At 58.9% G+C, this 23548-nt stretch carries 23 protein-coding genes and 1 pseudogene; 14 read left to right on the forward strand and 10 right to left on the reverse strand.

The genetic code is table 11. The annotated features are described in order from the left end of the window. Positions 1-130: 130 nt before the first annotated feature. Positions 131-1858 (forward strand): dihydroxy-acid dehydratase, encoded by a 1728-nt coding sequence (gene ilvD / locus EDF70_RS25275; RefSeq protein WP_132279492.1) that lies wholly within the window; start codon positions 131-133, stop codon positions 1856-1858. Between the two features lie 77 nt (positions 1859-1935). Beyond that, positions 1936-2175 carry a hypothetical protein gene (locus tag EDF70_RS25280; protein WP_132279495.1) on the forward strand — a complete coding sequence of 80 codons (240 nt, stop codon included), beginning with the start codon at positions 1936-1938 and terminating at the stop codon, positions 2173-2175. Here EDF70_RS25280 and EDF70_RS25285 read toward each other — a convergent pair. After that, a complete protein-coding gene (locus EDF70_RS25285; RefSeq protein WP_165932130.1) occupies positions 2160-2849 on the reverse strand; it encodes a GntR family transcriptional regulator in 690 nt (229 codons plus the stop codon). The two genes, EDF70_RS25280 and EDF70_RS25285, sit on opposite strands and share 16 nt — an antisense overlap. A 416-nt stretch (positions 2850-3265) precedes the next feature. Between EDF70_RS25285 and EDF70_RS25290 the strand changes: the two genes are divergently transcribed. The 7 genes from EDF70_RS25290 to EDF70_RS25320 all read left to right on the forward strand — a co-directional run bounded on the left by EDF70_RS25290 (position 3266) and on the right by EDF70_RS25320 (position 8835). Beyond that, positions 3266-4174, forward strand: coding sequence for a fumarylacetoacetate hydrolase family protein (locus tag EDF70_RS25290; RefSeq protein ID WP_132279501.1), 909 nt, complete (start codon positions 3266-3268; stop codon positions 4172-4174). Next, entirely contained in the window at positions 4158-4919 is a 762-nt protein-coding gene (locus EDF70_RS25295; protein WP_165932131.1) for a fumarylacetoacetate hydrolase family protein, read from the forward strand. The genes EDF70_RS25290 and EDF70_RS25295 overlap by 17 nt, the downstream gene beginning before the upstream one ends. Positions 4920-4953: 34 nt before the next feature. Further along, entirely contained in the window at positions 4954-6279 is a 1326-nt protein-coding gene (locus tag EDF70_RS25300) for an MFS transporter (protein ID WP_132279507.1), read from the forward strand. Between the two features lie 47 nt (positions 6280-6326). Continuing rightward, complete coding sequence (locus EDF70_RS25305; RefSeq protein WP_132279510.1) at positions 6327-6620, forward strand: YciI family protein; 294 nt, start codon at positions 6327-6329, stop codon at positions 6618-6620. A 65-nt stretch (positions 6621-6685) separates the two neighbouring features. Beyond that, positions 6686-6943, forward strand: a complete 258-nt coding sequence (locus tag EDF70_RS30075) for a tautomerase family protein (RefSeq protein WP_165932132.1) — start codon at positions 6686-6688, stop codon at positions 6941-6943. Between the two features lie 22 nt (positions 6944-6965). Continuing rightward, complete coding sequence (locus tag EDF70_RS30080) at positions 6966-7172, forward strand: tautomerase family protein (RefSeq protein WP_165932133.1); 207 nt, start codon at positions 6966-6968, stop codon at positions 7170-7172. A 151-nt stretch (positions 7173-7323) separates the two neighbouring features. Continuing rightward, a complete protein-coding gene (locus EDF70_RS25320) occupies positions 7324-8835 on the forward strand; it encodes an altronate dehydratase family protein (RefSeq protein ID WP_132279519.1) in 1512 nt (503 codons plus the stop codon). Between the two features lie 101 nt (positions 8836-8936). Here EDF70_RS25320 and EDF70_RS25325 read toward each other — a convergent pair whose 3' ends face one another. Together EDF70_RS25325 and EDF70_RS25330 are read right to left on the reverse strand one after the other, a co-directional pair. After that, on the reverse strand, positions 8937-9641 hold the full coding sequence (locus tag EDF70_RS25325) for a GntR family transcriptional regulator (protein ID WP_132279522.1): 705 nt from the start codon (positions 9639-9641) through the stop codon (positions 8937-8939). Between the two features lie 75 nt (positions 9642-9716). Further along, a complete protein-coding gene (locus tag EDF70_RS25330) occupies positions 9717-10175 on the reverse strand; it encodes a hypothetical protein (RefSeq protein WP_132279525.1) in 459 nt (152 codons plus the stop codon). 278 nt (positions 10176-10453) lie between these two features. On the opposite strand from EDF70_RS25330, the pseudogene EDF70_RS30440 reads away from it, so the two are divergent. Continuing rightward, positions 10454-10730 (forward strand): annotated as a pseudogene (locus EDF70_RS30440) (chemotaxis protein); the annotation flags it as partial. Positions 10731-11436: 706 nt separating this feature from the next. After that, positions 11437-12069: a TetR/AcrR family transcriptional regulator gene (locus tag EDF70_RS25340; RefSeq protein ID WP_132279528.1), complete on the forward strand. Its 633-nt coding sequence runs from the start codon at positions 11437-11439 to the stop codon at positions 12067-12069. A 40-nt stretch (positions 12070-12109) separates the two neighbouring features. Here the strand turns inward: EDF70_RS25340 and EDF70_RS30245 are convergent, their stop codons facing one another. The 7 genes from EDF70_RS30245 to EDF70_RS25370 form a co-directional block, all read right to left on the reverse strand. Then, the gene (locus tag EDF70_RS30245; RefSeq protein WP_207908324.1) at positions 12110-12937 is read right to left on the reverse strand and encodes an ATP-binding cassette domain-containing protein; all 828 of its coding nucleotides are present in this window, start codon (positions 12935-12937) and stop codon (positions 12110-12112) included. Further along, positions 12934-13848, reverse strand: coding sequence for an ABC transporter ATP-binding protein (locus tag EDF70_RS30250; protein ID WP_207908325.1), 915 nt, complete (start codon positions 13846-13848; stop codon positions 12934-12936). The genes EDF70_RS30245 and EDF70_RS30250 overlap by 4 nt, the downstream gene beginning before the upstream one ends. Next, positions 13845-14744 carry an ABC transporter permease gene (locus EDF70_RS25350; protein WP_132279531.1) on the reverse strand — a complete coding sequence of 300 codons (900 nt, stop codon included), beginning with the start codon at positions 14742-14744 and terminating at the stop codon, positions 13845-13847. Before EDF70_RS25350 ends, EDF70_RS30250 begins: the two co-directional genes overlap by 4 nt. Then, positions 14741-15778: an ABC transporter permease gene (locus EDF70_RS25355; RefSeq protein WP_245519347.1), complete on the reverse strand. Its 1038-nt coding sequence runs from the start codon at positions 15776-15778 to the stop codon at positions 14741-14743. Before EDF70_RS25355 ends, EDF70_RS25350 begins: the two co-directional genes overlap by 4 nt. Before the next feature lie 81 nt (positions 15779-15859). Further along, on the reverse strand, positions 15860-17500 hold the full coding sequence (locus tag EDF70_RS25360) for an ABC transporter substrate-binding protein (protein WP_132279534.1): 1641 nt from the start codon (positions 17498-17500) through the stop codon (positions 15860-15862). Between the two features lie 108 nt (positions 17501-17608). After that, positions 17609-18778, reverse strand: a complete 1170-nt coding sequence (locus EDF70_RS25365) for an acyl-CoA dehydrogenase family protein (protein WP_132279537.1) — start codon at positions 18776-18778, stop codon at positions 17609-17611. Positions 18779-18825: 47 nt separating this feature from the next. Continuing rightward, the gene (locus EDF70_RS25370; protein WP_132279540.1) at positions 18826-19956 is read right to left on the reverse strand and encodes an alkene reductase; all 1131 of its coding nucleotides are present in this window, start codon (positions 19954-19956) and stop codon (positions 18826-18828) included. 562 nt (positions 19957-20518) lie between these two features. Between EDF70_RS25370 and EDF70_RS25375 the strand changes: the two genes are divergently transcribed. From EDF70_RS25375 to EDF70_RS25385, 3 genes are read left to right on the forward strand one after another with little or no spacing between them, the layout of a single operon-like run. Further along, a complete protein-coding gene (locus EDF70_RS25375; protein WP_132279543.1) occupies positions 20519-21301 on the forward strand; it encodes an SDR family oxidoreductase in 783 nt (260 codons plus the stop codon). Positions 21302-21341: 40 nt separating this feature from the next. Beyond that, entirely contained in the window at positions 21342-22328 is a 987-nt protein-coding gene (locus tag EDF70_RS25380; RefSeq protein WP_132279546.1) for an MDR family oxidoreductase, read from the forward strand. Positions 22329-22358: 30 nt separating this feature from the next. Further along, a complete protein-coding gene (locus EDF70_RS25385; protein ID WP_132279549.1) occupies positions 22359-23471 on the forward strand; it encodes an NADH:flavin oxidoreductase in 1113 nt (370 codons plus the stop codon). Positions 23472-23548: the final 77 nt, after the last annotated feature.

Below are 23548 nucleotides of genomic sequence, written 5' to 3' on the forward strand. Positions count from 1 at the left end.
TATATTTATGTAGACAATATGGCGTCCACACGATAGCATTTTGAAAGTGACCAGATCCCACAGGAGAGGGTCGGCGTCTTTGATGCCGGCCGTGGGTTTCGGAAAGCATGGTTCATCAAGGAGGAAATCAATGTCGGACAATGACTTTGCCAAGCAGCGCTTGCCCAGCAGGCACGTCACCCAGGGCTATGAGCGCGCGTCGCACAGGGCAATGTTATATTCGATGGGCCTGACCAAGCAGGAGATTCACCAGCCATTTGTCGGCGTTGTTTCATGCTGGAATGAGGCCGCACCCTGCAATATCTCGCTGATGCGCCAGGCGCAGGCCGCAAAGCGAGGCGTGGTCCGGGGTGGTGGCACGCCGAGGGAATTCACGACGATATCTGTGACCGATCTCCTGGCTATGGGACACGAAGGAATGCGCGCGTCGCTGCCGTCGCGGGAATGTATAGCGGATTCGGTCGAGCTGACGGTCAGGGGCCATTCTTACGACGCCCTCATCGGCCTTGCAGGATGCGACAAGACGCTGCCGGCCCTGATGATGGCGATGATCCGTCTGAATGTGCCGTCGATCTTCGTCTATGGAGGCTCGCAGCTCCCCGCCCAATATGCCGGCAGATCCATCACCGTTCAGGACATGGTAGAGGCGGCCGGAAAGCACTCGATCGGCGAACTGTCCACGGAAGAGCTTGACGAGATGGAACGCGTGTCATGTCCGACATCCGGTTCATGCGGCGTGCAGGCGACGGCAAACACCATGGCCGCCGTGTCGGAGGCGATCGGCCTGGCACTGCCCTATTCCTCTGGTGCTCCTGCAGCGTATCTGAGCCGGGATGCCCTGTGCGTCGTCTCGGGTGAGAAAATCATGGAACTGATCAGGCGGCAGATCCGCCCGCGCGACATCGTCACGCGTCAGTCCCTCGAAAACGCCGCCGCCGTTGTCGCGGCGTCAGGCGGATCGACCAATTCGACATTGCATCTTCCAGCGCTGGCGCACGAATGCGGCATCAAGTTCGACCTGTTCGACGTTTCCGAGATCTTCCAGCGCACCCCTTACATTGCCGACCTACAACCGGGCGGAAAATACGTTGCAAAGGATATGTTCGATGTGGGTGGCGTGCCCCTGCTGATGAAAACCCTGCTGGACGGCGGCTTCCTTCATGGTGACTGTATGACAGTCACTGGACAGACCGTCGCGGAAAATCTCGCCGGCGTGAAATGGAATCCGCATCAGGACGTCATCTATCCGGTAAGCGCACCGAAAAGCCCGACGGGCGGCGTAATTGCTCTGCGTGGAAACCTGGCGCCCGATGGGGCAGTCGTCAAAGTTGCGGGCCTGGCGAAGAGGACATTCACTGGCCCGGCGCGGTGTTTCGATAATGAAGAGGATGCTTTCGCCGCAGTCCGCGACCGAAAATACCAAAAGGGCGATGTCATCGTCATACGGTACGAAGGCCCCAAGGGCGGGCCGGGAATGCGTGAGATGCTGGCGACCACCGCCATGCTGTATGGGCAGGACCCGTCGGGAGAGGTGGCGCTTGTCACCGACGGGCGCTTTTCCGGCGGAACCCGCGGCTTCTGTATTGGGCATGTCGGTCCCGAAGCTGCTGTCGGCGGGCCGATCGCACTTCTTCGCGATGGCGACATCATCGTAATCGATGCGGAGGCCGGCGAGCTCAATGTTGAATTAACCGATGAAGAACTCCAGGCCCGGCAATGTGAGTGGCGTCCGCCGCAAAGCAAGCGGTACCAGTCAGGGGCCATCTGGAAATACGCGCAGCAAGTCGGTCCCGCCTTCTCAGGGGCGGTGACGCATCCCGGCGCGCAGCCCGACGAGGAATGTTACGCCGACATCTGAGGCTCACGCCGCCTTGGCGCCAATAGGCCGTTCCGGCCGGCACCCTGAAATCGAGCAGTACCACAAGGAGGAAGACCATGAACGTGCAAGCCAGAAATATACTCATCCACGACCCGTCGGCACAGCTCTCGCAGAAAGCTGTGGCGTTTGCGGCGCGCCCGAAGCAGCTCTTCATCAACGGAGAGTTTCGCGACGCTTCCGATGGCGGCACCTTTGCCTCGGAGGATCCAGCCACGGGCGAGAAGATCTGCGATTTCGCATCTGCCACTGCTGAAGATGTTGATGGCGGAGAATCCGCCGGTTACGATGCTTGCTGACCGCGAGGCTCCTGATCCTCCCAGACGAGTTCGTTGACGGTCCTCTTGAGATGAACCGTCATGAGAGCGCAGGCGGTTTGCGTGTCACGCGCGATCGCCGCCTGGGCGATCTGTTCGTGCTCGGCATGCAGATCCCTGTTGGTGACCGGAAACTGCAGGGCAAGCGCCCGGAAGCGCTCGCTGTGCAGATAGAGATTGGCCCTCATCTTCAGATACCAAGGATTGCGACAGGCGCTGACAAGCACGCTGTGGAAATGGGCATGGGCTTTCAGCCAGGCCTCGGAGACATCCTGCCCGCGCTGCCCGCGCTCCTCCGGCGTTCTTCCCAGTTCGTGCAGCGCCGCCACCAGCCGTCCCTCCCAGGCGAGATCGGCATGTTCGATGGCGTCGGTGAGACACAGGCGCTCGATTTCTATGCGCGCCTCGAACAGATAGTTGATGTCGGAGGCCTCGAACGGGGCGACGCGGAAGCCTCGCTGCGGCTCGGCCACCACCAGACCTTCCGACACAAGCCGTGAGAGGGCTTCGCGCACGACACTCGGGCTCACCGAAAGCAACTGCGCCAGCTCGGCGATCTTCAGCTTGCCGTCCGGCTTCACCTGCGGGCCCATCATATGGGCATGCAGCTTGCGGTACGTCATTTCCGTCAAGGTCGATAGTGATTTGTCGTTCATGAGCGGGAACATCGCAGAGAAGCAAAAACATGTCTATAAAAAAGCATATTATCTTTATCTTTTTCCTTCTTCGATTTTATCAGGACGGCCTCGCCTTGGCATTTCGTGGAAAAAGGCGCAGGTCCCTGGAGGTGCGCAGGTCGCGTTATTCTATTGTTATAACTCGCATTTTCGTGTAATTCTGACGCGGAATGACGCTCGACAAGGCCCGTCCAGTCGTTTGGCGATCGGCCATAGATGGCCATTGAGAGGGCGCCGCAAATCTCAATTCTATCTTCTAAAGGCAAAAAAAAGATATTTTTGATTGACGGTGAGGGAATTTGGTTGTTAGCATCCTCATCATCGACCAAGGATGGTGCTGCACTGTTTCATAACGCGCGGCTCTCGAAAACAAGACAAGGACATGGAGGAAGACTATGCGGTTGACACGCTTTTTGATCGGAGGCCAACTCGGATTGGCCATTGGCGATGGAGGCACATATCGAGGCTGGCTGGCGTCGGACGAACGTTATCCCGGAGATCTCTCCCCGGCCCTCCTCAAAGACGCGTCATTTGGCGACCTGGGCGGAAAACTGTCCGCCGGACCTGAGATACACCTGGAGTCGGCAACATTCCTTCCTCCTTTCGCCGGCTCTTCGAAGATGATCTGCGTCGGCCTGAATTATGTCGACCACTCGGCCGAAACCGGATTCAAGGTTCCGGATTACCCGACCGTTTTCCCGAGGTTCGCGTCAAGCCTCATCGGCCACCTCAATCCGATCATCAAGCCGGCTACGTCCGATCAGCTCGACTATGAAGGCGAGGTCGCCGTCATATTGTCGAAGGGCGGTCGCTACATCTCCGAGGCAGACGCGCTCGGTCATGTGCTTGGCTATTCGGTGTTCAACGACGCTTCGATCCGCGATTACCAGTTGCGGACCCCGCAGTGGACGATCGGCAAGAATTTTGACGGCACAGGCGCATTCGGACCGGCGCTGGTGACGGCCGATGAATTGCCTCTCGGCGCCGCCGGGCTTTCGATCACCACGCGATTGAACGGCACGGTCGTTCAGAACGCGAACACAAACGATCTGGTGTTCTCCGTGGCAAAGCTCATTTCGGATCTCAGCAAGACGATGACCCTCGAACCGGGGGACGCCATTATCACCGGCACGCCGGCCGGGGTCGGTGCAGGTCGCAAACCGCCTTTGTGGATGAAACACGGCGACGTTTGCGAGGTCGAGGTGGAGGGAATTGGCCTCCTCCGCAATACGGTGAAAAACGAGGATGCCGGAAGCGGCGTGGATAATGGTACGACGGGAGGTCGAGTTGTCGAATATCAATGAATTGGTGGATGTATTCTGGGCGGGTCGAAGCAAGGTGGGCGTACCCGCCGGGCTTGAAAACAAGCTCGGTGCGGAGGAAGGGTTCCGTGTGCAGATTGGCGTGCAGAACCTGTATGACGGCAACGGCGATCCGCGTGTGGGCTGGAAGGTGGCGGCGACGAACCCTGCCGTTCAGCAGCAGCTGGGCATCACCGAGCCCGCCTTCGGTAGCCTGCGCCGGTCCCGCAGTTACAAGAGCGGTCATGATCTGTCGCTTTCCAACCTCGTGAAGCCGCACGGCGAGTGTGAACTGTGCTTCGAGATCAACGAGAACATCTCGTCGGCAACTACGATCGACGATGCTCGAAGGGCCGTTTCGAAATGCTTTCCAGCATTTGAAATGATTGAGAAGCGCGTGCCCATCACCGACTTCGGCGGCGCGATGGCTGACAATGCCGAGCATACGGCGATCGTCCTTGGAAAGGGGATTGCCATACCGGCAGACATTGATTTCTCGAAGGTAGAATGCCGTCTGAGCGTCAATGGCGAAACCATCGGGACGGCAAATGGCACGGCCGTTCTCGGAAATCCTCTCAACTCGATCCTGTGGTTGAAGCAGCGCCTTGAACTCTACGGCGTCGCGCTTCAGCCCGGTTCGCTGATCATGACGGGATCTTTCCTGAGGCAACAGCCAATCGCGGTGGGCGATCGCTTTGTGGCGGAGTTTTCCGGCATCGGATCAGTGGAAGTGCATGGCGTGAAGTAAAGTCAGCCGGAAATTCTGTCATTGGGAGGAAAAAATGACTGTTTTGGTAGGGGTGGATACGCAGACGAGCGCGCTGCAGAGCGGGCTCAAAAAGGCGACGATCAGGTTGGTGCCGTTCCTTTTCGTTGCCTATATCATCAACTTTCTCGACCGGGTGAACATCGGCTACGCGGCGCTGACGATGAACGCCGATATCGGGCTTTCGGCAACAGCATACGGGCTGGGCGCCAGCCTTTTCTTCGTCGGTTACATTCTGTTCGAGGTGCCGTCGAACATCATGTTGGAGCGCGTCGGCGCGCGTATCTGGATTGCGCGCATCATGATAAGCTGGGGGGTCGTCGGCGCCTGTATGATGTTCGTTCAGGGTCCCTATACCTTCTATCTCCTACGGTTTTTACTGGGCGTCGCCGAAGCAGGCTTTTTTCCGGGCGTTATCCTTTACATCACTTACTGGTTTCCGGCATCGTCGCGAGGGCGCATCGTGGGAATGTTTATGGCGTCCATGCCTGTTGCCGGCATATTCGGCGCACCATTGTCAACCTGGTTTCTCGGCTTTGAGGGCCTGTGGGGCCTTCGCGGATGGCAAGTGATGTTCTTGTTCGAGGCCCTGCCGGCAATCGTTGGCGGTATCGTTGCTTATTTCTACCTCTCGGACAAACCTGCCGTAGCAAAATGGTTGGATCAGGATGAAAAGCGCGCTCTAACCGAAGAAGTCCGACGGGGTCTCTCGAGTGGGAGCAAGGGCCAGCACGCATCCGGACATCAGCCATTCCTGACCCTGTTTGCCGACTCTCGTGTGATTATGTTGGGGTTCGTCTATTTTTGCGTGCTCGTCGGGCTCTATTCCGTCAGCTACTGGTTTCCGCAGATCATGAAGCAACTCGGCCTTACAGTTTCGCAGGTCGGTCTTGTTTCAGCAATTCCATACATCGTTTCGGCTGTCGCGATGATCCTGTGGGGCCGCAGCTCCGACAGGTCGGGTGAACGCGTCTGGCATCTTGCCCTTGCGATGTTGATCTGCGCGGTGGGCTTTTTGACTGCTGGTCTGTTGGCGACCAGTCAGGTGTGGACAGTCGTGGGTATCAGCCTTGCCTTGATTGGTGTCTTCTCCGCGGCACCACCGTTTTGGGCACTGGCGACACAATTGCTGACCGGTGAAAAGAGCGCCGCTGCCATCGCGCTCGTTGTCTCGCTCGCCACGATCGGCGGTATTGTCGCGCCCTATTGGGTGGGGTGGATGAAGGACTTCACCGGTGACTTCGGTTTGTCACTGATTGGCATCGCCGCAGTCCCGGTCCTGGGGGCGATCGTCGCCCTGGCCATCGGGGTAGTGCACAAGGGTTTGCTCCGGCGAGCGTGAAGCGGCCGCGTCGCATCATCATTCAACAACAGGGAAAGTGAAGCACCATGTTTGCCGTCCATTGCAGAGATAAAGCGTCAGCCGGTCCAGTCCGGGCCGAGAACCGGCCCTCCCATCTGGAGTATGTCAAAGGCAGCGGATCCATCATCGTTGGAGCGGGACCGCTGATCGGGGCAGAAGGCCATGCTATCGGCGGCCTGTTCCTCATCGACGTCGCAGATGCCGCATCCGCAAAGGAATGGGCATCGAAGGATCCGTTCTCGGCGCTGGACGTCTACGAGACGGTCGAGATCCAGGAATGGAAATTCGTCTTCGGAACGGGTCTGGAAGCGAAGTCGTAAAACGCGGCCTTCTCGAAGCGAGGCAACGTGTTGCCTCAACAAACACACAAGAAAGGAGATTTGAAATGCCGATTATCACCTGCGATATTCGCAATGGTCGAACCCCGGAGCAGAAGAGCCAGCTGGCGAAAGGGCTGAGTCAGGTTCTCGTCGATGTGGCTGGAGTATCGATCGAAAACATCTTCGTCGTCACGCGCGAAATGCCCGGCTTCAACTTCCTTGATGCCGGCGAACACGTTCCCGATTACGTGCCAGGTCCGAATGGCGAGGATATCGCCGGAGCGGAACAGCTCCGCAAACGGGCGGCGGCAAAGCACACGTAAACGCAAACCAAAGGAGACTGAAATGCCCTTCATTCAATGCGATATCGAGCAAGGCCTTTCGGAAGGCCAGAAGACCGAAATCATCACGCGGATGATCGACGTGACCAACAAGGCGATAGGTTCGTCCTGCGAGCATATCAATGTCGTGCTGCGTGAACATCCGAAAGCAAATCTCGGCGAAACTGGGAAGGCCGGCCTTGGACTGATCAGTCAACGCCAGTCTGCGTGAATTGGATAACGGATGCGGAGGGGCAGCGCTCCCTCCGCATCCGATGTTTTGATGCACTGTTGTTGAGACGAACTAGGTCGCGACGCGTTACTTCCTTGTAACGTGCCAGAATCCTCCGGTCTCAATCATCCGCTTATCATGGGAGGTAATAATGCCGCGCTACATCAAACTCGCCGATCCGGATAATGTGCTGCTGGCAATCGATGCTCTTGCGCCGGGAGAGGAGGTTGGCGGCGTGAGTGTCGCGCAACGCGTGCCCCGGGGGCACAAAATGTCGGTACAGCCGATCGCTAAAGATGCAGCGGTCGTTAAGTATGGCGAGATCATCGGTTTCGCAAAAGAAGATATTGCGCCAGGCAATTGGGTCCACGAGCAAAACGTGTATATCCGTTCATTTGACAGGGATTATGAATTCGGCGTCGCCGCGAAACCGACTTATTACGCTCCGGCTGCCGAGCGTAAAACCTTTCAAGGTTACAAGCGTGCCAACGGAAGATACGGGACCCGCAATTATGTTGCGATCATGACCTCGGTGAACTGTTCGGCCAGCGCTGCCCGGTTTATCGCCGAGCAAATAAATCGATCGTCAATCCTGGAGGACTATCCAAACATCGACGGCGTGATTTCGTTGGTTCATGGCTCTGGATGCGGGCTTGACCTGCACGGAGAGGATTACGAACTGCTCAGGCGAACCCAATGGGGCTATGCGACCAACCCGAACATCGGCGGAGTGTTGATGGTGGGGCTCGGCTGTGAATCGTTTCAGATACCACGATGGATGCAATCTTACGGCGTGACGGAGAGCGAAAGTTTCCGTTCGCTGATTATCCAGGAGGTTGGCGGTACCCGCAAGACGGTGGAGGCGGGTGTTAAAGCAATCTGCGAAATGCTTCCAACCGTCAACCACGCGTCGCGTACAGACGCACCGGCGTCCGAGCTCATGCTTGCCCTGCAGTGTGGCGGATCTGACGGCTATTCGGGTATTACCGCCAACCCGGCGCTTGGCGTTGCTGTCGATTTGCTCGTGGCGCAAGGTGGCACGGCCGTTCTTTCCGAAACGCCGGAAATTTATGGTGCCGAACATCTGTTGATACGACGGGCAGAAACATCCGCGATCGGAGAGAGGCTTGCCGAGAGGATTCGGTGGTGGGAGGACTACACGAAACGAAACAACATGGAGATGAACAACAATCCATCTCCGGGAAACAAAGCCGGAGGTCTGACGACAATCCTTGAAAAGTCGCTGGGAGCCTCGGTGAAGGGTGGTTCCACCAATTTGGCCGGTGTGTTCGGCTACGCCGAGCCGGTGACTGCCCGGGGCTTGGTATTCATGGACACTCCCGGTTATGATCCCGTTTCGGCAACTGGTCAGGTTGCCGGTGGTGCCAACATGATGTGTTTCACGACGGGTCGGGGGTCAGCCTTCGGTTGTAAGCCGACTCCGTCGATCAAACTTGCCACAAACTCGTTTATCTACGAGAGCATGAACGAGGACATGGACATCAACTGCGGCGATGTCCTCGACGGTGTTTCATTAACAAGCAAGGGCGAGGAAATCTTTGGAAGGATTCTTGCTGTGGCGTCCGGGGAACGGACAAAATCGGAAATTCTTGGCTATGGGGACAGTGAATTTGTACCATGGTCAGTTGGTGCCACTACCTAGCAGATGTCTGAGTTTGCGAGCATCAAAATCGATGTTGGTGGCGCGATGCCTATCGTGACCGCCGCCGGCGAACCATGACAGCCCGCAACTAACGCTTTCCATCAATCCGCGTTCCGCAGGTTTATCACTCCGCTCCCCGCAGCACACTCCTCCCAGACGAGTTCGTTGACGGTCCTCTTGAGATGAACCGTCATGAGAGCGCAGGCGGTTTGCGTGTCACGCGCGATCGCCGCCTGGGCGATCTGTTCGTGCTCGGCATGCAGATCCCTGTTGGTGACCGGAAACTGCAGGGCAAGCGCCCGGAAGCGCTCGCTGTGCAGATAGAGATTGGCCCTCATCTTCAGATACCAAGGATTGCGACAGGCGCTGACAAGCACGCTGTGGAAATGGGCATGGGCTTTCAGCCAGGCCTCGGAGACATCCTGCCCGCGCTGCCCGCGCTCCTCCGGCGTTCTTCCCAGTTCGTGCAGCGCCGCCACCAGCCGTCCCTCCCAGGCGAGATCGGCATGTTCGATGGCGTCGGTGAGACACAGGCGCTCGATTTCTATGCGCGCCTCGAACAGATAGTTGATGTCGGAGGCCTCGAACGGGGCGACGCGGAAGCCTCGCTGCGGCTCGGCCACCACCAGACCTTCCGACACAAGCCGTGAGAGGGCTTCGCGCACGACACTCGGGCTCACCGAAAGCAACTGCGCCAGCTCGGCGATCTTCAGCTTGCCGTCCGGCTTCACCTGCGAGCCCATCACATGGGCATGCAGCTTCCGGTATGTCGTTTCGGTCAGCGTCGATAGCGATTTGTCGTTCATGAGCGGGAAACCTAAAGTTCGGAAAAAAGATTGTCGAGGAAAATGTCGCGTTCTCTAGACCGCGTCGATGTCCATTTAACCCATACGACCGCAACTGTAACGCAAAACAAGTCTAATTTCGATGGTGCACCAGACATTCCCTTCTAGCCTTTGTGGAATAAAAAAGGCAAAATATAAAAATATCGACATTAACGGCTCTTTCGTATATTGCTCGTAATCGCGAAAGGCCCGGCAAGCAAGCAACATGGCGGGTTTAGGGGGCCAGTCGGGTGAACTGATAGCGGGGGAGGAGCTTCGCTTGGCGCGGTCGGCAGTTGCTGTCCGTTTTGCTTGAGGAACCCGGCGGAATTCGGTGAACGGAGGAGGACGTAGAATGCCGACTGTAATTTCAAAGACGCCGATGCAATTCATCGAGTGCTGTGGAATAGTTGTTCCGATCTCTACCAACGTAAATGACGTGAGAGAGGCGTATCGGGAGATCGCGCTCGGAGCCTGCATCGCTGGCGCAGCGTCCCTGCCGTTCGCTGTTGTCATACTTTTCCTCATTTTTGTAGGACGCTGAGTGTCGTTGTCGCACGTTCGGGTGCTGCATGAAGCTAGGAACCGGACCTATAGGCGGCGGGCCGGCCCTGTATTGATCGTCGAGCTTAGGGATACAGGGCGATACCGTGAAGGCATTGTCCATTGGTTTCGGCACGGACGCCGCCGCAATACTTGCTGCTATGAGCAAATCGCTGGCCATTATCGAGTTGACCCTCAACGGCAAGATCCTGACAGCAAACCCGAAGTTTTGTTGCGCAATGGGCTACGAGGCCATGACCAACCTGCAGGGCGCCATGCGCGCCGTGGGAGAAAATGCTGAAGCAATTCGCCGGATCGGAGCAGATCCGCTCAGCAGCCGACGATTCGTCTAAGCGCACTGAATAGCAGACCGCCTCCGTCGAGGAGATGGCCGCCGCGTTGGAGGAGATCACTACAGCTGCCGCAGATTCAAGCCAGCGCGCCGATGAGACCGGGAAGCTTGTCGCAACCACCCGGGACGATGCGGAGAAGTCCGGCGAAGTGGTTAGCAGCGCCATCGCGGCGATGCGATTGCAAGGATTTTTCGTCGAAGCGAACCGCAGAAGCAAGCTTCCGGCACCCTGGACACCGAAGACAGCTGCATCGGCGCTAAATGCCACAATCATCGGGCTGATCGAGGAGTGGGCACTTGAACGGAGCGAGCTACAACTCGCTCCTTAAGGTCAGGAACTGGTAAGCGTTGGTTCTCAAAGGCTTTCATCTTTGACCGTTGTGGCCTCCATTTTTGCTGTTTGCGCAGTAATGCGCTTGCGAGGACGATGATCATTCGCATGTGTGCCGTGATTCCCTCTTCGGAGCTTTACCGGCCTTGTTGAGCATTTCATATTTACCCCTGAGATTTGGGTTGAGGCGTGCGGCGACAAGCGCTCGTATGTAAAGTGCCTGCCCTATAATTGCCCGTCCGCCGATGATGACGGCGGGTCCGGGTCATAGTCCGGATTGCCGGTCAGGGCCGTCAAACCACACAGAGTATCTCAATCAACACCAAAGCACGTCGTGATTATCAGGAATTTCGCCATCAATTTTTAATCACGCATAGGATCTGGTCAGTTCGACACGGGTGGAGTTGGAAATGCCGGGAAAACCAATGTTAGTACGGGAACCCAGGCAAAACAGCTCCTGCAGATGTGCCATCTGTTGACTCCGTTTGAGCAAGCGAACACAACCTTCACCTGACACTGTGCGGCACCCCTGATGTACGCGGAGGCCAAGCTTGGCAGGCCGTTATCCCACCGATCATCGGTTCGATGGGACGTTGTGTACAGAGAAAGACGGACTTCGAATGCGAGACCACATCCTGGAAACGGCATCCCGACTATTTTACGAATACGGAATTCGAGCTGTCGGGGTTGACAGGGTGATCGCCGAAGCCAACATCGCCAAGGCCACATTGTACCGGCACTTTCCTTCCAAGGACGATCTCATCGTTGCCTATCTGGAAACACGCAGCGAGCGTGCGCTTGCCGCCCTTCAGGCAATCGTTGACAAGGCAGGGGAGTCGCCAAGAATGCGAATTGCGGCTCTCTTCGAAGAGCTGCAAAGGACCTCGGATGCGAACGAGTTCAAGGGCTGCGCCTTCGTCTTGGCGGTTGCCGAGCATCAGGAATCTGAATCGATCAGGCGTGTGGCAATGCACCACAAGGATTCTGTGCGAATGCTGATCCGGGACGCGATCGGCCAACCTGGAAATTCGGGTGATCGTATCGCAGAACAATTGTCGCTGCTCTACGACGGAGCGATGACATCGGTCCTGATTTACCGAAACTCATATTTTATTCGCAATGCCTGTTCCGCAGCGCTGGAGCTCCTGCCCCCGGAGAACGATCAGCTTAACGATAAGGTTTGATCCATAACACCCAACCTCGCACATAATTCCGCAGTCGATCTTATGATCGCCCGAGAGGCTCCGGCGCGATGCCTACGAGGTCGCCAGCAAAATCGTCAAGTCTGGGCACAGCCTGCAAAAGGCGATGTGTATAGTCGGTTTTCGGCGCATCGAACACTTCGGACAAGCTGCCGGTTTCCAACAATTCTCCTCTGAACATGACCGCCACCCGGTCCGCGAGATATTCAACAACGGACAGGTCGTGGGTAATGAACAGCAATGACAGCCCGCCTTCTTCCTGCAAGTCGGACAACAGGTTGAGGATCTGTGCCTGCACGGAGACATCGAGCGCCGAAACCGCTTCATCGCAGATCAGAAGATCAGGATCCCCCGCTAGCGCGCGGGCGATACCGACGCGCTGGCGTTGACCGCCGGATAATTCGTGCGGGTAGCGCGACAGAAAATCTGACGAGAGCCTTACCTTGTCGAGAAGTTCGGCCGGTCGTTGGGCCTTATGCGGATCCTTGCCGCTCGTCATCAAGGTAAACGGCTCGAGAAGAATTCGCTCGATCGTAAACCGGGGATTGAAGGCGGCAGCGCTGTCCTGGAAGATCATGCCGATCCGGCGCTTTTGCGCGAGCGTCCTTCGTCGCGTATCCGCCGCGAGATGCTCTCCGTCGAGATGCAACTGTCCGGACCGCATCGGCACCATGCCGAGCAGCGCCCGCGCGAGCGTACTCTTGCCGGAACCAGACTCGCCGATGACAGCAAGAACCTCTCCTGGCTGAATATCGAGGGATACATCGCGAACGGCATCGACGCGACCTCGTGCACCATTGAACGATACGCTCACGCCCTGCGCGCTGAGCAAACTCGAGGCTGTCGTCATGATACCGGTTCCGTGCGGGAGGCGGGAGAGAGTGGGGCGAACCCCGTCGTCGCAATTTCGCTCAGGCGGTGACGCCGGCCGGTCGCCGGCCTGCGGCTTGGCCGTGCGGCGATCAGCGCGCGTGTGTAGGGGTGGCTCGGGTTCAGCAGCAGGGAGGCGGTGGCGCCTTCCTCCATTTTACGTCCCCCGTACATCACGACGACCCTGTCGGCCCAGCGGGCGACAACGCCCAGATCATGGGTGATCAGAACGATGGCCATGCCGGATTTTGCCTGAATATCCTTGAGCAGGCTCAGAATTTCCATCTGAACGGTCGCATCGAGCGCCGTCGTCGGCTCGTCGGCGATCAGGACGTCCGGATGGTTGCTGATGGCAATCGCGATCATTACGCGCTGCCGCATTCCTCCCGACAGTTGATGCGGATAGTCATCGAGCCGATGGGCCGGATCGGGCAGCTTTACCTGAGCCAGCAGGGCCTCGGCTTGGGCACGGGCGGCAGCTCTGCTCATCGGCCTATGCGCCAGAATAGCTTCCTGGATCTGCTCTCCGATGGTCAGCACCGGATTGAGCGCGGACATCGGGTCCTGAAAGATCAGGCCGACCCGGTTCCCCCAGATCCGGCGCATCGCGCTTTCGGGCAGGTTGGTAATGCGTTCACCCATCAGACCGACTTCGCCCCTGGTAACGACCGCATTCGGGGGCAGAAGCCCCGTCAGCGCCAGCGCGGTGGCAGACTTTCCGCTTCCCGATTCACCCACGATCGCAAGCGTCTCGCCCCTGCCGACCGAGAGGTCCAGCCCCTCGACTGCGACCACCGTTCGCGCCGGCGCACCGGTGGTGGCCGGCACGTTGAACTGCACGGTAATGCCGTGCGCAGCAAGCACGGCGACGGCGCCGTTTTCATCAGTCATGCGTGCCCCCTGGGATTGAGGAGCTGGTTGAGGCCATCACCGATCAGGCTGAGCGCCATAACGGTCAAAACGATTGCCGCCCCCGGAATGAGCGTCATGTAGGGAGCATCGAGCAACGCCTCTCGCGCCGCGCCGATCATTCCACCCCAACTGACACGGCTGACATCGCTGAGGCCGAGAAAAGCAAGGCCGCATTCCATGAGGACGGCCGATGCCGTCAGGAGCGACGCGGCGACCACCACGGGCGGCAATGCATTGGGCAATATGTGGGTGACGATGACACGCACCGTGCCAGCACCCATCACCGCCGAAATTTTTACATAGTCGAGTTCCCGCAGGATGAGGGTTTCCGCCCGCACCAGACGCGCGATCATCGGCCAGCTGGTGATGCCGATGGCGATGATGATATTGCCAAGCGTCGCACCCAGGATCGACACGAGCGTTATCGCCAGCAAAAAATGCGGGATGACTTGAAATAGTTCGGTCAGGCGCATCAGGGAATGGTCGATGACGCCGCCGAAATACCCCGACAACAGACCGATCGTGACGCCGACGACGGTCGCAATCAGCGTCGCCGCGAGACCGACCAACAGGGAGAAGCGCGCGCCGTGAAGCAGTTGCGCCGCGATATCCCGGCCCATCAGGTCCGTGCCGAGAGGATAACCCGACATTTCGCCCGGCTTCAGGAACGGAATTTCCACCATCGCAAAGGGATCGCCCGGATAAAGATGCGACGCCAGGACAGCAGCCAGAACCTCGACGAGCAGAACGACAAGACCCAGCTTGAGCCGCAACGGCCAGACGGCCACGCCTCGAATTCTGGCAAGAAAGCCGTGCTGACGGGAACGGGTCGGGCGATCGGGTGTGGCGACCGCAGAGCCTTCGGTTTGTGTCATCGAATTCGAACCCGTGGATCGAGCAGGGTGTAAACGAGATCGACCAGCAGGTTGATCAAGACGACCAGCGCACCGCTGCACAGGATCAACCCGGCAAGAAGGTTATAGTCGCGCTGTTGTAACGCCTCAAAAGCCAGCCGCCCCAGACCCGGCCATGAGAAAACCGTCTCGACAAGGATCGCGCCTCCCAGCATCGAACCGGTCTGCATGCCAATAACGGTGACAAGCGGCAGCAGCGCGTTGCGCAGGGTATGACGCCAGACGATACGCGCCGGCGCAACGCCCTTCGCTCGGGCTGTCCGCACGAAATCCTGACCTTGAACTTCGAGCATCGCCGCGCGCGTCAGTCGGACATAAATGGCGGCATAGGCCGTGCCGAGCGTGAATGCCGGCAGCGCCAGATGCGCGGCGACATCGACAAAAGCCTGCCATGCACCACGCTCGCCAGACAGGTCGGCAAAGCCGCCGATCGGAAACCAGGGAAGCGCCACGGCAAACAGAAGGATCAATCCCACGCCGCACAGGAACACCGGTGTGGCATAAACGAACAATGCGACCAGCGATACAAGATGATCGGGCCACTTGCCCCGTGACGTCGCCGCGACAGCGCCCCCTGCCAGCCCCAGAACGACCGAGACGATCAGAGCCGTGACAGCCAGGAGAAGCGTTGCCGGAAGCCGGCTGGCGATCAGTTGCAGAACGGGCATGTTGTTTCTGAACGAGAACCCGAGATCGCCGCTGACCACGTTCAGCGCATAGTTGAGGAACTGGACATACAAAGGCTCGTCCAGCCCGAATGTCTGCCGCAGCCGTGCGACATATTCAGGTGTTGCTCCGCCCGATTCCCCCACCATCACCTGAACCAGATCGCCCGGTGCCATTTGCAGCAGCACGAAAGCGACAAGCAGAATCAGAAAAAGCGTCGGCAGGATCTGAACCAGCCGGAGCGCAACATATCGCACAGACGATGCCCGTTCAGAACGAGCTTCGTCTGCACCCGCAACGCCAGGCATTTCCGTTGGGCGCGAACTCATAAACCTATCCTCAACCCATACCCGGCGATGACCGGATCGCGAAACGCGATCCGGTCGGCGAACTCTCTCTCACGCGAACGTTCATGCCTCCAGCCAAGCATCCTTGAGGGAATCGTAGCACCCGGCCGAACCGAGGTTCAGGCCATGCAGCTTGCGCGAATGGATGGTGAAATGCCGGTTTTCCAGAAGGGTGAAGCTGGGCAGATCGGTCATGGCCAGAACCTGAAGCTTCTTGTAAGCCTCGACACGGATCGCTTCCGTCGCCGCCACATGCGCGCTTTCGATAATCCCGTCCATCTCCTGACTGCTGTAACGGGATGCATTCGACCACGGAATGCCCTGGGTTATGCTTTTCGACCAGTACAGGCGTTCGGCACCCAGCTGCGGATCGCCATAGCCGGCCAGATGGGTGATGGTGATATCGAAGTCGTAGTCTGTGTAGACGCGCTTGAGGAACTGCGGCAGATCCTGTCCTCTGATCTGCGCCGTGATGCCGACAGCCTTGAGCGATTGAACGATGAATTCCGCATAGCGCTGGTATTGGCCGCCAAAGGGCAGCCAATCGACGGTGATGGCAAAGCGTCTGCCTTCACCGTCACGGGGAAAGCCTGCTTCGTCGAGCAGTTGTTCGGCGAGCTTCGGATCGAACGGGTATTTCGGCACATCGCCGTCATAGAAACGCTTGAGGCTGGACAGAACCGGCGAAGTACCGGGCGTCGCCAGGCCCCGCGCCGCAATCCTCGCCATTGCATCGAGGTCGATGGCATGGGCGACCGCACGACGCACGCGCACGTCGGCCAACGTTTTGCGTCGAAGATTGAACTCGAGCGCGACGCGTGAAGAAAGCCAGTCATATCCCTGGAATTCGACTGCGAGCTTCGGATTTTTGCGCGCCCTTTCCACATCGTTGAACGCCAGAGGCGACAGGACACCGTATTGAACGGCGTCGGTGTCGAAGGCCGCGTAACGTGCGGTCGTATCGGGGATGATCCGCAGAACGAACTGGTCGAGATAAGGCTTGCCCGTGTCCCAGTAATCGGGGTTGCGCTCGAGAACGATACGGCTGCCGCGTTCCCATTCCTTGAAACGGAACGGCCCGGTGCCGACCGGCTTGAGGTTCCACGGATTGCGGACGATGTCCGTGCCTTCATAGAGATGGCGCGGCAATATTTGCAATTCGCCGCTGTTCAGGGCGCTGAAGATCACACCGCTCGGACTATTCAGCTTGAAGACCAGCGTGTGGGCGTCCGGGGTTTCCAGAGCGCTGACGGCGGCAAAGATCGAGCGGCCGCGGGGATGGAGCTTCAGCCAGACTTCCTGATAGGTGAACGCCACGTCGGCGGATGTGAACGGAGTGCCGTCGTGCCATTTCACGCCCTGGCGCAAATTGAACTGCAGCGTCTTGCCGTCGTCCGATATGGACCACGATTCCGCCAGTTCCGGCTGGGGAACCGAATCGACACCAAACCGCACGAGACCATCGAAGATCTTCGAGGAAATATAGGCATTGACGCCCGACTGGTTGAAAGCCGCCGTCAAGACCTGCGGCTCTCCGGCCAGCAGCGACAGCCCGACCAGCGTGCCGCCGCGAACCGGCTGCTTTGCATCCTCGCCACTCGCCGCATTGGCGACCGTCGCGGGGGCGATTTGTGACCAGGCGAGGCCGGCGACGGTTCCGAGCAGCAGTTGCCGGCGATAGGTGTCGATCTTCTGGTGGCTCATAAACAGACTTTCCTGTTGGCGTCGCGCCTGGCCATCGGGGACGATCGGCCGGACGTTGGGAACGGATATGCAAGTAATGTCGCGAGGGCTGCGGAAGTGTCGCGCCGGTCAGGCCTTCGTTTTTTCGACGGCCTGACGACCGACATTCAGAAAAATGGTGTCGGTCTGCGGCGCATGGACACGTCCGCACAGCGCATCCCGGTAGTGACGCTCGAGCGGATTTGCCCGGTCGAGGCCATGATTGCCGGTGATGGACAGCGCCAGTTCCAGCGCCTTGACGGCATTGGACGTCGCAATGTGCTTGGCCAGCATCGCTTCCGTCGGATCGGCCTTTTCAGCGATCTCCGCATTGGCGATCGATTCATTGATGACGGTCCGGTTGATGAAAAGAAGCGAATCGATCTCACCCACCACCGACTGCAAACGAGGTACGGTCGCAAGTGGCGCACCGAGATTGGACGGCGTGCGTTCATGCAGGAACTTCACCAGCCAGTCGCGGCCGGCGCGGGCTATGCCGGTATAGAGGGACGCGAGAACCAGACCGTTCCAGGTTTCCAGAATGGCGCCGCGCGCGCGGACTTCCGGGTCTTGCGGATCGTTGAGCGTCAGAACGGATTCTGCCGGAACGACGACGTTCTCGACCTTGAGATCGTGGCTTGCGGTCGCGCGCAGCCCGACATGGTTCCAGCTTGGAATGGCTTCCAGTCCAGGAGCATTCGCCGGCACCAGCCAGCGGCCGATGCGCGGCTGGTCTTCTTCCGTGCGGGCAAACATCAGCCACCACTGCGCGATCGGGCTTCCTGTCGCATAGGCCTTGCGACCGTTGAGTTGCCACGAGCCATCCGGCAGACGCCGTGCAACCGTATTCGGCAGCCCGCCTCTCGACGGAGATCCGAGATCCGGCTCCGCCCTCAGGGCGTTCAGGATACCCCGCCCGCCGATGGCTGCCTTGGCGACATCCTCATAGACCGGCGGTCGATCGTAGCCGACCATGTGATGCATGATGAGCGACATGGCCAGAACCAGACCGGTGGAAGCCTCGCCGCCACCGACCGCCTGAACGAGGCGGCACGTATCGCGAAGCCCCCCGCCCAGCCCGCCATATGATTTCGGCACGGTCAGCGCCAGAAGCCCGAGTTGAGACAGACGTTCAAAATTCGCGAACGGAAAGGCGGCGGTTTCGTCGTATTCCGCTGCACTTCTTGAAAACTCCTCCGTCAGGGAAGCAAGCAATGTATCGTCGAGAACGCGACCGCCAATGGCGCCATGGCTGTTCATTTCATGTCTCACATATCATCGGGTAGTGGAAAGTCGGCCGACTGCCATCAGGCAGTCAGCGTTGGATAGTCGGTGTAACCTTTGGCGCCGCCGGAATAGTAGGTGGCCGTATCCGGCTCGGCCAGTTGTGCATTCAGCCGGAAGCGGTCAACCAGATCGGGGTTCGAGATGTACATGCGGCCGAAGGACACCGCATCCGCCGTACCGTCTGCGACAACCTGCTCTGCCGACCGGGCGTCGTAATTGCCGTTGAGGATCAGCGGACCGGAAAAATGCTGCCGAAACAGCGGCGCAAGGAACGGTTCGTCGCCGGAGGGACCAATCATGATCTTTCGATCGAGTTGCCGCAGATGCAGGGGCAAACGGGGATTGTCGTCCCGTCCCGTTCCTTCCTGAACATGGAGGTATGCGAGACCTCGCCTGGAAAGCTCCTTGCTGACATAGGTATAGGTCGCGATCGTGTCGGAATCTTCGATGCCATCCGCCCTGAAGTGCGGCGTCAGTCTAACGCCGATCCTGTCAGGCCCGATAATCTCCGCAGCTCCATCCGCGATTTCCAGTAGAAACCGGGCCCGCTTTTCGAGCGTGCCGCCATAGGCGTCCGTCCTGAGGTTCGTGCCGTCCTTGAGAAACTGCTCGATGAGAAAGCCGCTGGACGCCGCCAGCTCGACACCATCGAACCCTGCTTTGGCGGCGTAGCGGACGGCTTTATGAAACTCGGCGATTACGCCGCGGATCTCGTCGGACTCAAGCGCTCGCGGCGTGGGAAACGGCAGCAATCCATTCGGAGTCGGTATACCGCCGTTTGCCGCAATCGCCGAAGGCGCGACGGGCAATGCGCCTCCAGGAAGTGACTCGGAAATCGCTTTGCGCCCGACGTGATACAATTGCTGAAAGATCACGCCGCCGGCCTCGTGTACACGGCTCACCACGTGTTTCCAGGCCTCGTTCTGGCGATCGGTGTGATGGCCCGCGGCCGTTTTCCGTGTGGCGCTGTAGGGAGAGACATGCGTTCCCTCGGTGATAAGCAGCCCGGCTGACGCGCGCTGGGCGTAATACTCGCCCATGATGGGTGTAGGCGCGCGCTCATCGTCACACCGCGCCCGTACCAGCGGGGCGAGAACGACGCGGTTCCTCAGCGTAAGGGATTCTGTCTTCAGTGGCGTCAGCAGTCTCATACGTTTTCCTCACAAGAGAAAGACCTGTATGTCTTGTCCGCAGGCTTTAGAAAAGCATATTTATTTTATCATCGATAGTTTTAGTAGATTATTCAACTCGTTCAGAATCATCCGTATCCTCATACAGAGGATCGTTGATAAAAATGGTGGCGGTTACCGCTTTACCAATTTATCATGATGATGGTCATGTTTATGCCGATATATCAAGCAAAAAGAACGAGGATGTAACCTCTAGGGACTTACGGGAGCGAGGCTGACCGAAACAACTTACGACCGCTGTGTTGCCGCGGCCACCAATAGCCAAAGGTGCTCAGGACCCGACATCTCTGACGAGTTGTGAGCAGCAAATCTGCCCGCCAGGAGGCAGAGACACCATTTTTGGCACCCGAAGCGGAGTAACCCGTAGGGTCAGGACGATCACTCGACCCACTCACCGAAAATCTGAAATCGATCGCAATACGCACGCGACGAATGGCCATTGACAGAATAGATGATGGACGTCATGTTTACTCATTATCATGATGACTATCATCATTATTGAGCACGCAACGAAAGAACCTTCATGTCTACAAAACCCGCAGTCCTTATCACTGGCGCATCGACCGGAATAGGCGCCACCTACGCCCAGAGGTTCGCAGCACGTGGGCACAATCTGGTGCTCGTCGCGCGCAGTGTCGAGAAACTGGCAGCAAATGCTTCGAATCTTCGTGAGAAGTTCGGGGTAACCGTCGACCTTCTCCCTGCCGATCTGACCGACGTGTCTCAACTTTCTGCCGTCGAGACACGGTTGCGCGAGGATACCGCGATCGGCGTTCTGGTGAACAATGCCGGTGGCAATGTCGGCGGTACCTTCGTCACCCAGGGCGCGGAAGAACTGACGAAGCTGGTCACGCTCAATGCCACCAGCGTGCTCCGTCTGAGCCATGCTGTCGCGCCGCGCTTTTCCGAGAAGGGCGAGGGGGCTATCGTCAACATCAGTTCGGTTCTGGGGCTAGCGCCTGAATGGGGCACATCGGTCTACACCGCAACCAAGGCGTTCGTCCTGTCGCTGTCCCAGGCGCTGCAGGCCGAGCTCGGACCCAAGGGCGTCTATGTCCAGGCCGTGCTTCCCGCGGCAACCCGCACCGAAATCTGGAACTTCGCCGACCAGTCCAAGCTGCCGCCGATGATGGAAGTGGTGGATCTGGTAGACGCGGCGCTGGCCGGGTTCGACCGCCGCGAGGCGGTGACCATCCCGCCGCTGCATGATGAAGCGCGCTGGGCCGCGCTGGAAGCTGCCCGCAGCGCCCTGCTACAGGACATCGGACATACGACCCCCGGCACGCGTTACCTTGCAGCAAACTAATTTCGTACTCTCACAGATTTTGCGACCAAAGGATAAGAACATGACTTTCAAGGCTCTTCTGGCGACCAAGAAGGATAAGGCGATCTCAGCGTCTGTCGTTGATTTCGACGAACAGGACCTAATGTCCGGGGACGTCACCGTAGCCGTCGAATATTCGACGGTGAACTATAAGGACGGGATGGCCCTGACCGGCTTCGCGCCCATCATCCAGACCTTTCCGCTGATCGCCGGCGTCGATTTCTCCGGTGTTGTGGAGACTTCGACCTATCCGGGCATTGAGCCCGGTAATCGGGTTGTCGCCAATAGCTGGGGCCTCGGCCAGACCCACCACGGTGGCTATGCCCAGAAAGCCCGGCTGAGCGGCGAGTGGCTGGTCAAGCTGCCGGAGAATATCTCTACCAAAGATGCCATGGCGCTCGGTACAGCCGGTTACACCGCCATGCTTTGCGTGCTGGCGCTGGAACATGGCGGCGTCACTCCCGACAAGGGCGACATTCTGGTGACGGGCGCCAATGGCGGCGTTGGTTCCATTGCGATCGCGCTTCTCTCGAAGCTGGGCTACCGGGTAGTCGCGTCGACGGGGCGGCTGGATGAGGCCGATTATCTGCGCGAGCTCGGCGCGGCCGAGATCATCGACCGCAACACGCTGTCGGAGGCGGGCGCACCGATTGCAGGCGAACGCTGGGCCGGCGCCGTGGATTCCGTCGGCAGTCACACGCTGGCCAACGTGCTCGCCCAGACGAAATATCGCGGCGTTGTCGCAGCCTGCGGTCTGGCGCAGGGACGCGATCTGCCAACGACGGTCCTGCCGTTCATCCTGCGCAACGTCACGCTGGCCGGGATCGATTCCGTCAACGCGCCGCAGGAGGTTCGTCTCGAAGCCTGGAGCCGTCTGGCAAAGGACCTCGACTTTGCCAAACTCGCCCGCACCGCCTCTGTGATCGGCCTTTCCGAGGTGGTCGCTCTTGCTCCGCGCATCCTGAAGGGTGAAGTGCAGGGCCGCACCATCGTCGATGTGAACGCTTGAACCGGACCTAGTCACCGAAAGGAAAGACGAATGTCGACCGATATCCTGTTTCAACCCTTTTCTCTGAAAACCTTGTCGCTGGCGAACCGTATCGTTATGGCGCCGATGACGCGTGCGCTGGCAAAGGGCGGCATACCCGCCGCCGCACAGGTTGAATACTATCGCCGCCGCGCCGCCGGCGGTGTCGGCCTGATCCTGACCGAAGGCACGGTGATCGACCGCCCTGCGTCTCGCAACGATCCGGGCATTCCATTTTTTCATGGCGAAGCCGCTCTTGCGGGATGGGAAGACGTGGCGAAGTCCGTCCATGCAGCCGGTGGAAAAATCGGCCCGCAGATCTGGCACACCGGATCGGCGCGTTCGACCCGCAGCGATGCGCAGCCCGACGATATGGTCGAAAGCCCGTCGGGCCTCGTCGGTCCGGGCGATCCGCGCGGCAGGACGATGACCGAGGAGGATATCGCCGACACCGTCGCCGCCTATGCGAATGCTGCCGCGGACGCCAAACGTCTCGGCTTCGATATCGTTGAGCTTCATGGCGCGCATGGTTACCTGATCGACCAGTTTTTCTGGGATGGCACGAACAGGCGAACCGACGCTTATGGCGGCGCCACCCTCACTGAGCGTTCACGCCTTGCTGGCGAAGCCGTGCGTGCGGTTCGTGCAGCCGTTGGTCCCGACTTCCCGCTCAGCCTGCGTGTCAGCCAGTGGAAGCAGCAGGACTATGCCGCACGCCTTGCGACCACACCCGACCAGATGACGTCGTGGCTTCTACCCCTTGTCGAGGCAGGCGTCGACATTCTGCATTGCTCGCAGCGCCGGTTCTGGGTGGCCGAATTCCCCGAGATCGACGGAGACGCCGGGCTGAACTTCGCGGGATGGGCGAAGAAGCTCACGGGTGCTGCGACGATCAGCGTCGGCTCGGTCGGACTGGAATCGGATTTCTTCGGTGCCTTCGGAGGGCAGGGGTCCGAAAGCGCCTCGTTCGATACCCTGATCGAGCGGATGGAACGCCGGGAGTTCGATCTGATCGCCGTGGGGCGTCCGCTGATTTCGGATGCGGAATGGGCGCGCAAGGTTTCCGACGGTCGCCTGGACGAACTGGGTGGCTTCAACGCCGCCGATCTGGCCGTCCTGGCTTGACCCCGGAGGCTGCCTGGAACGTGTCCGCCGCCATCCGGGCAGCCATAATTTTTTCAGCACCGATAGCGCCACCACGG

Origin of the sequence: Neorhizobium sp. JUb45, assembly GCF_004343585.1 — a bacterium.
Taxonomy (GTDB): domain Bacteria; phylum Pseudomonadota; class Alphaproteobacteria; order Rhizobiales; family Rhizobiaceae; genus Neorhizobium.

Coding starts and splice junctions, on each gene's coding strand:
- EDF70_RS25365 (WP_132279537.1), bottom strand. CDS start 18,778: ATGAACAGCCATGGCGCCATTGGCGGTCGCGTTCTCGACGATACATTG.
- EDF70_RS25360 (WP_132279534.1), bottom strand. CDS start 17,500: ATGAGCCACCAGAAGATCGACACCTATCGCCGGCAACTGCTGCTCGGA.
- EDF70_RS25300 (WP_132279507.1), top strand. CDS start 4,954: ATGACTGTTTTGGTAGGGGTGGATACGCAGACGAGCGCGCTGCAGAGC.
- EDF70_RS25325 (WP_132279522.1), bottom strand. CDS start 9,641: ATGAACGACAAATCGCTATCGACGCTGACCGAAACGACATACCGGAAG.
- EDF70_RS25350 (WP_132279531.1), bottom strand. CDS start 14,744: ATGACACAAACCGAAGGCTCTGCGGTCGCCACACCCGATCGCCCGACC.
- EDF70_RS25290 (WP_132279501.1), top strand. CDS start 3,266: ATGCGGTTGACACGCTTTTTGATCGGAGGCCAACTCGGATTGGCCATT.
- EDF70_RS25355 (WP_245519347.1), bottom strand. CDS start 15,778: ATGAGTTCGCGCCCAACGGAAATGCCTGGCGTTGCGGGTGCAGACGAA.
- EDF70_RS30250 (WP_207908325.1), bottom strand. CDS start 13,848: ATGACTGATGAAAACGGCGCCGTCGCCGTGCTTGCTGCGCACGGCATT.
- EDF70_RS25385 (WP_132279549.1), top strand. CDS start 22,359: ATGTCGACCGATATCCTGTTTCAACCCTTTTCTCTGAAAACCTTGTCG.
- EDF70_RS25375 (WP_132279543.1), top strand. CDS start 20,519: ATGTCTACAAAACCCGCAGTCCTTATCACTGGCGCATCGACCGGAATA.
- EDF70_RS25370 (WP_132279540.1), bottom strand. CDS start 19,956: ATGAGACTGCTGACGCCACTGAAGACAGAATCCCTTACGCTGAGGAAC.
- EDF70_RS30075 (WP_165932132.1), top strand. CDS start 6,686: ATGCCGATTATCACCTGCGATATTCGCAATGGTCGAACCCCGGAGCAG.
- EDF70_RS25280 (WP_132279495.1), top strand. CDS start 1,936: ATGAACGTGCAAGCCAGAAATATACTCATCCACGACCCGTCGGCACAG.
- EDF70_RS30080 (WP_165932133.1), top strand. CDS start 6,966: ATGCCCTTCATTCAATGCGATATCGAGCAAGGCCTTTCGGAAGGCCAG.
- EDF70_RS25305 (WP_132279510.1), top strand. CDS start 6,327: ATGTTTGCCGTCCATTGCAGAGATAAAGCGTCAGCCGGTCCAGTCCGG.
- ilvD (WP_132279492.1), top strand. CDS start 131: ATGTCGGACAATGACTTTGCCAAGCAGCGCTTGCCCAGCAGGCACGTC.
- EDF70_RS25285 (WP_165932130.1), bottom strand. CDS start 2,849: ATGAACGACAAATCACTATCGACCTTGACGGAAATGACGTACCGCAAG.
- EDF70_RS30245 (WP_207908324.1), bottom strand. CDS start 12,937: ATGACGACAGCCTCGAGTTTGCTCAGCGCGCAGGGCGTGAGCGTATCG.
- EDF70_RS25320 (WP_132279519.1), top strand. CDS start 7,324: ATGCCGCGCTACATCAAACTCGCCGATCCGGATAATGTGCTGCTGGCA.
- EDF70_RS25380 (WP_132279546.1), top strand. CDS start 21,342: ATGACTTTCAAGGCTCTTCTGGCGACCAAGAAGGATAAGGCGATCTCA.
- EDF70_RS25330 (WP_132279525.1), bottom strand. CDS start 10,175: ATGACAACAGCGAACGGCAGGGACGCTGCGCCAGCGATGCAGGCTCCG.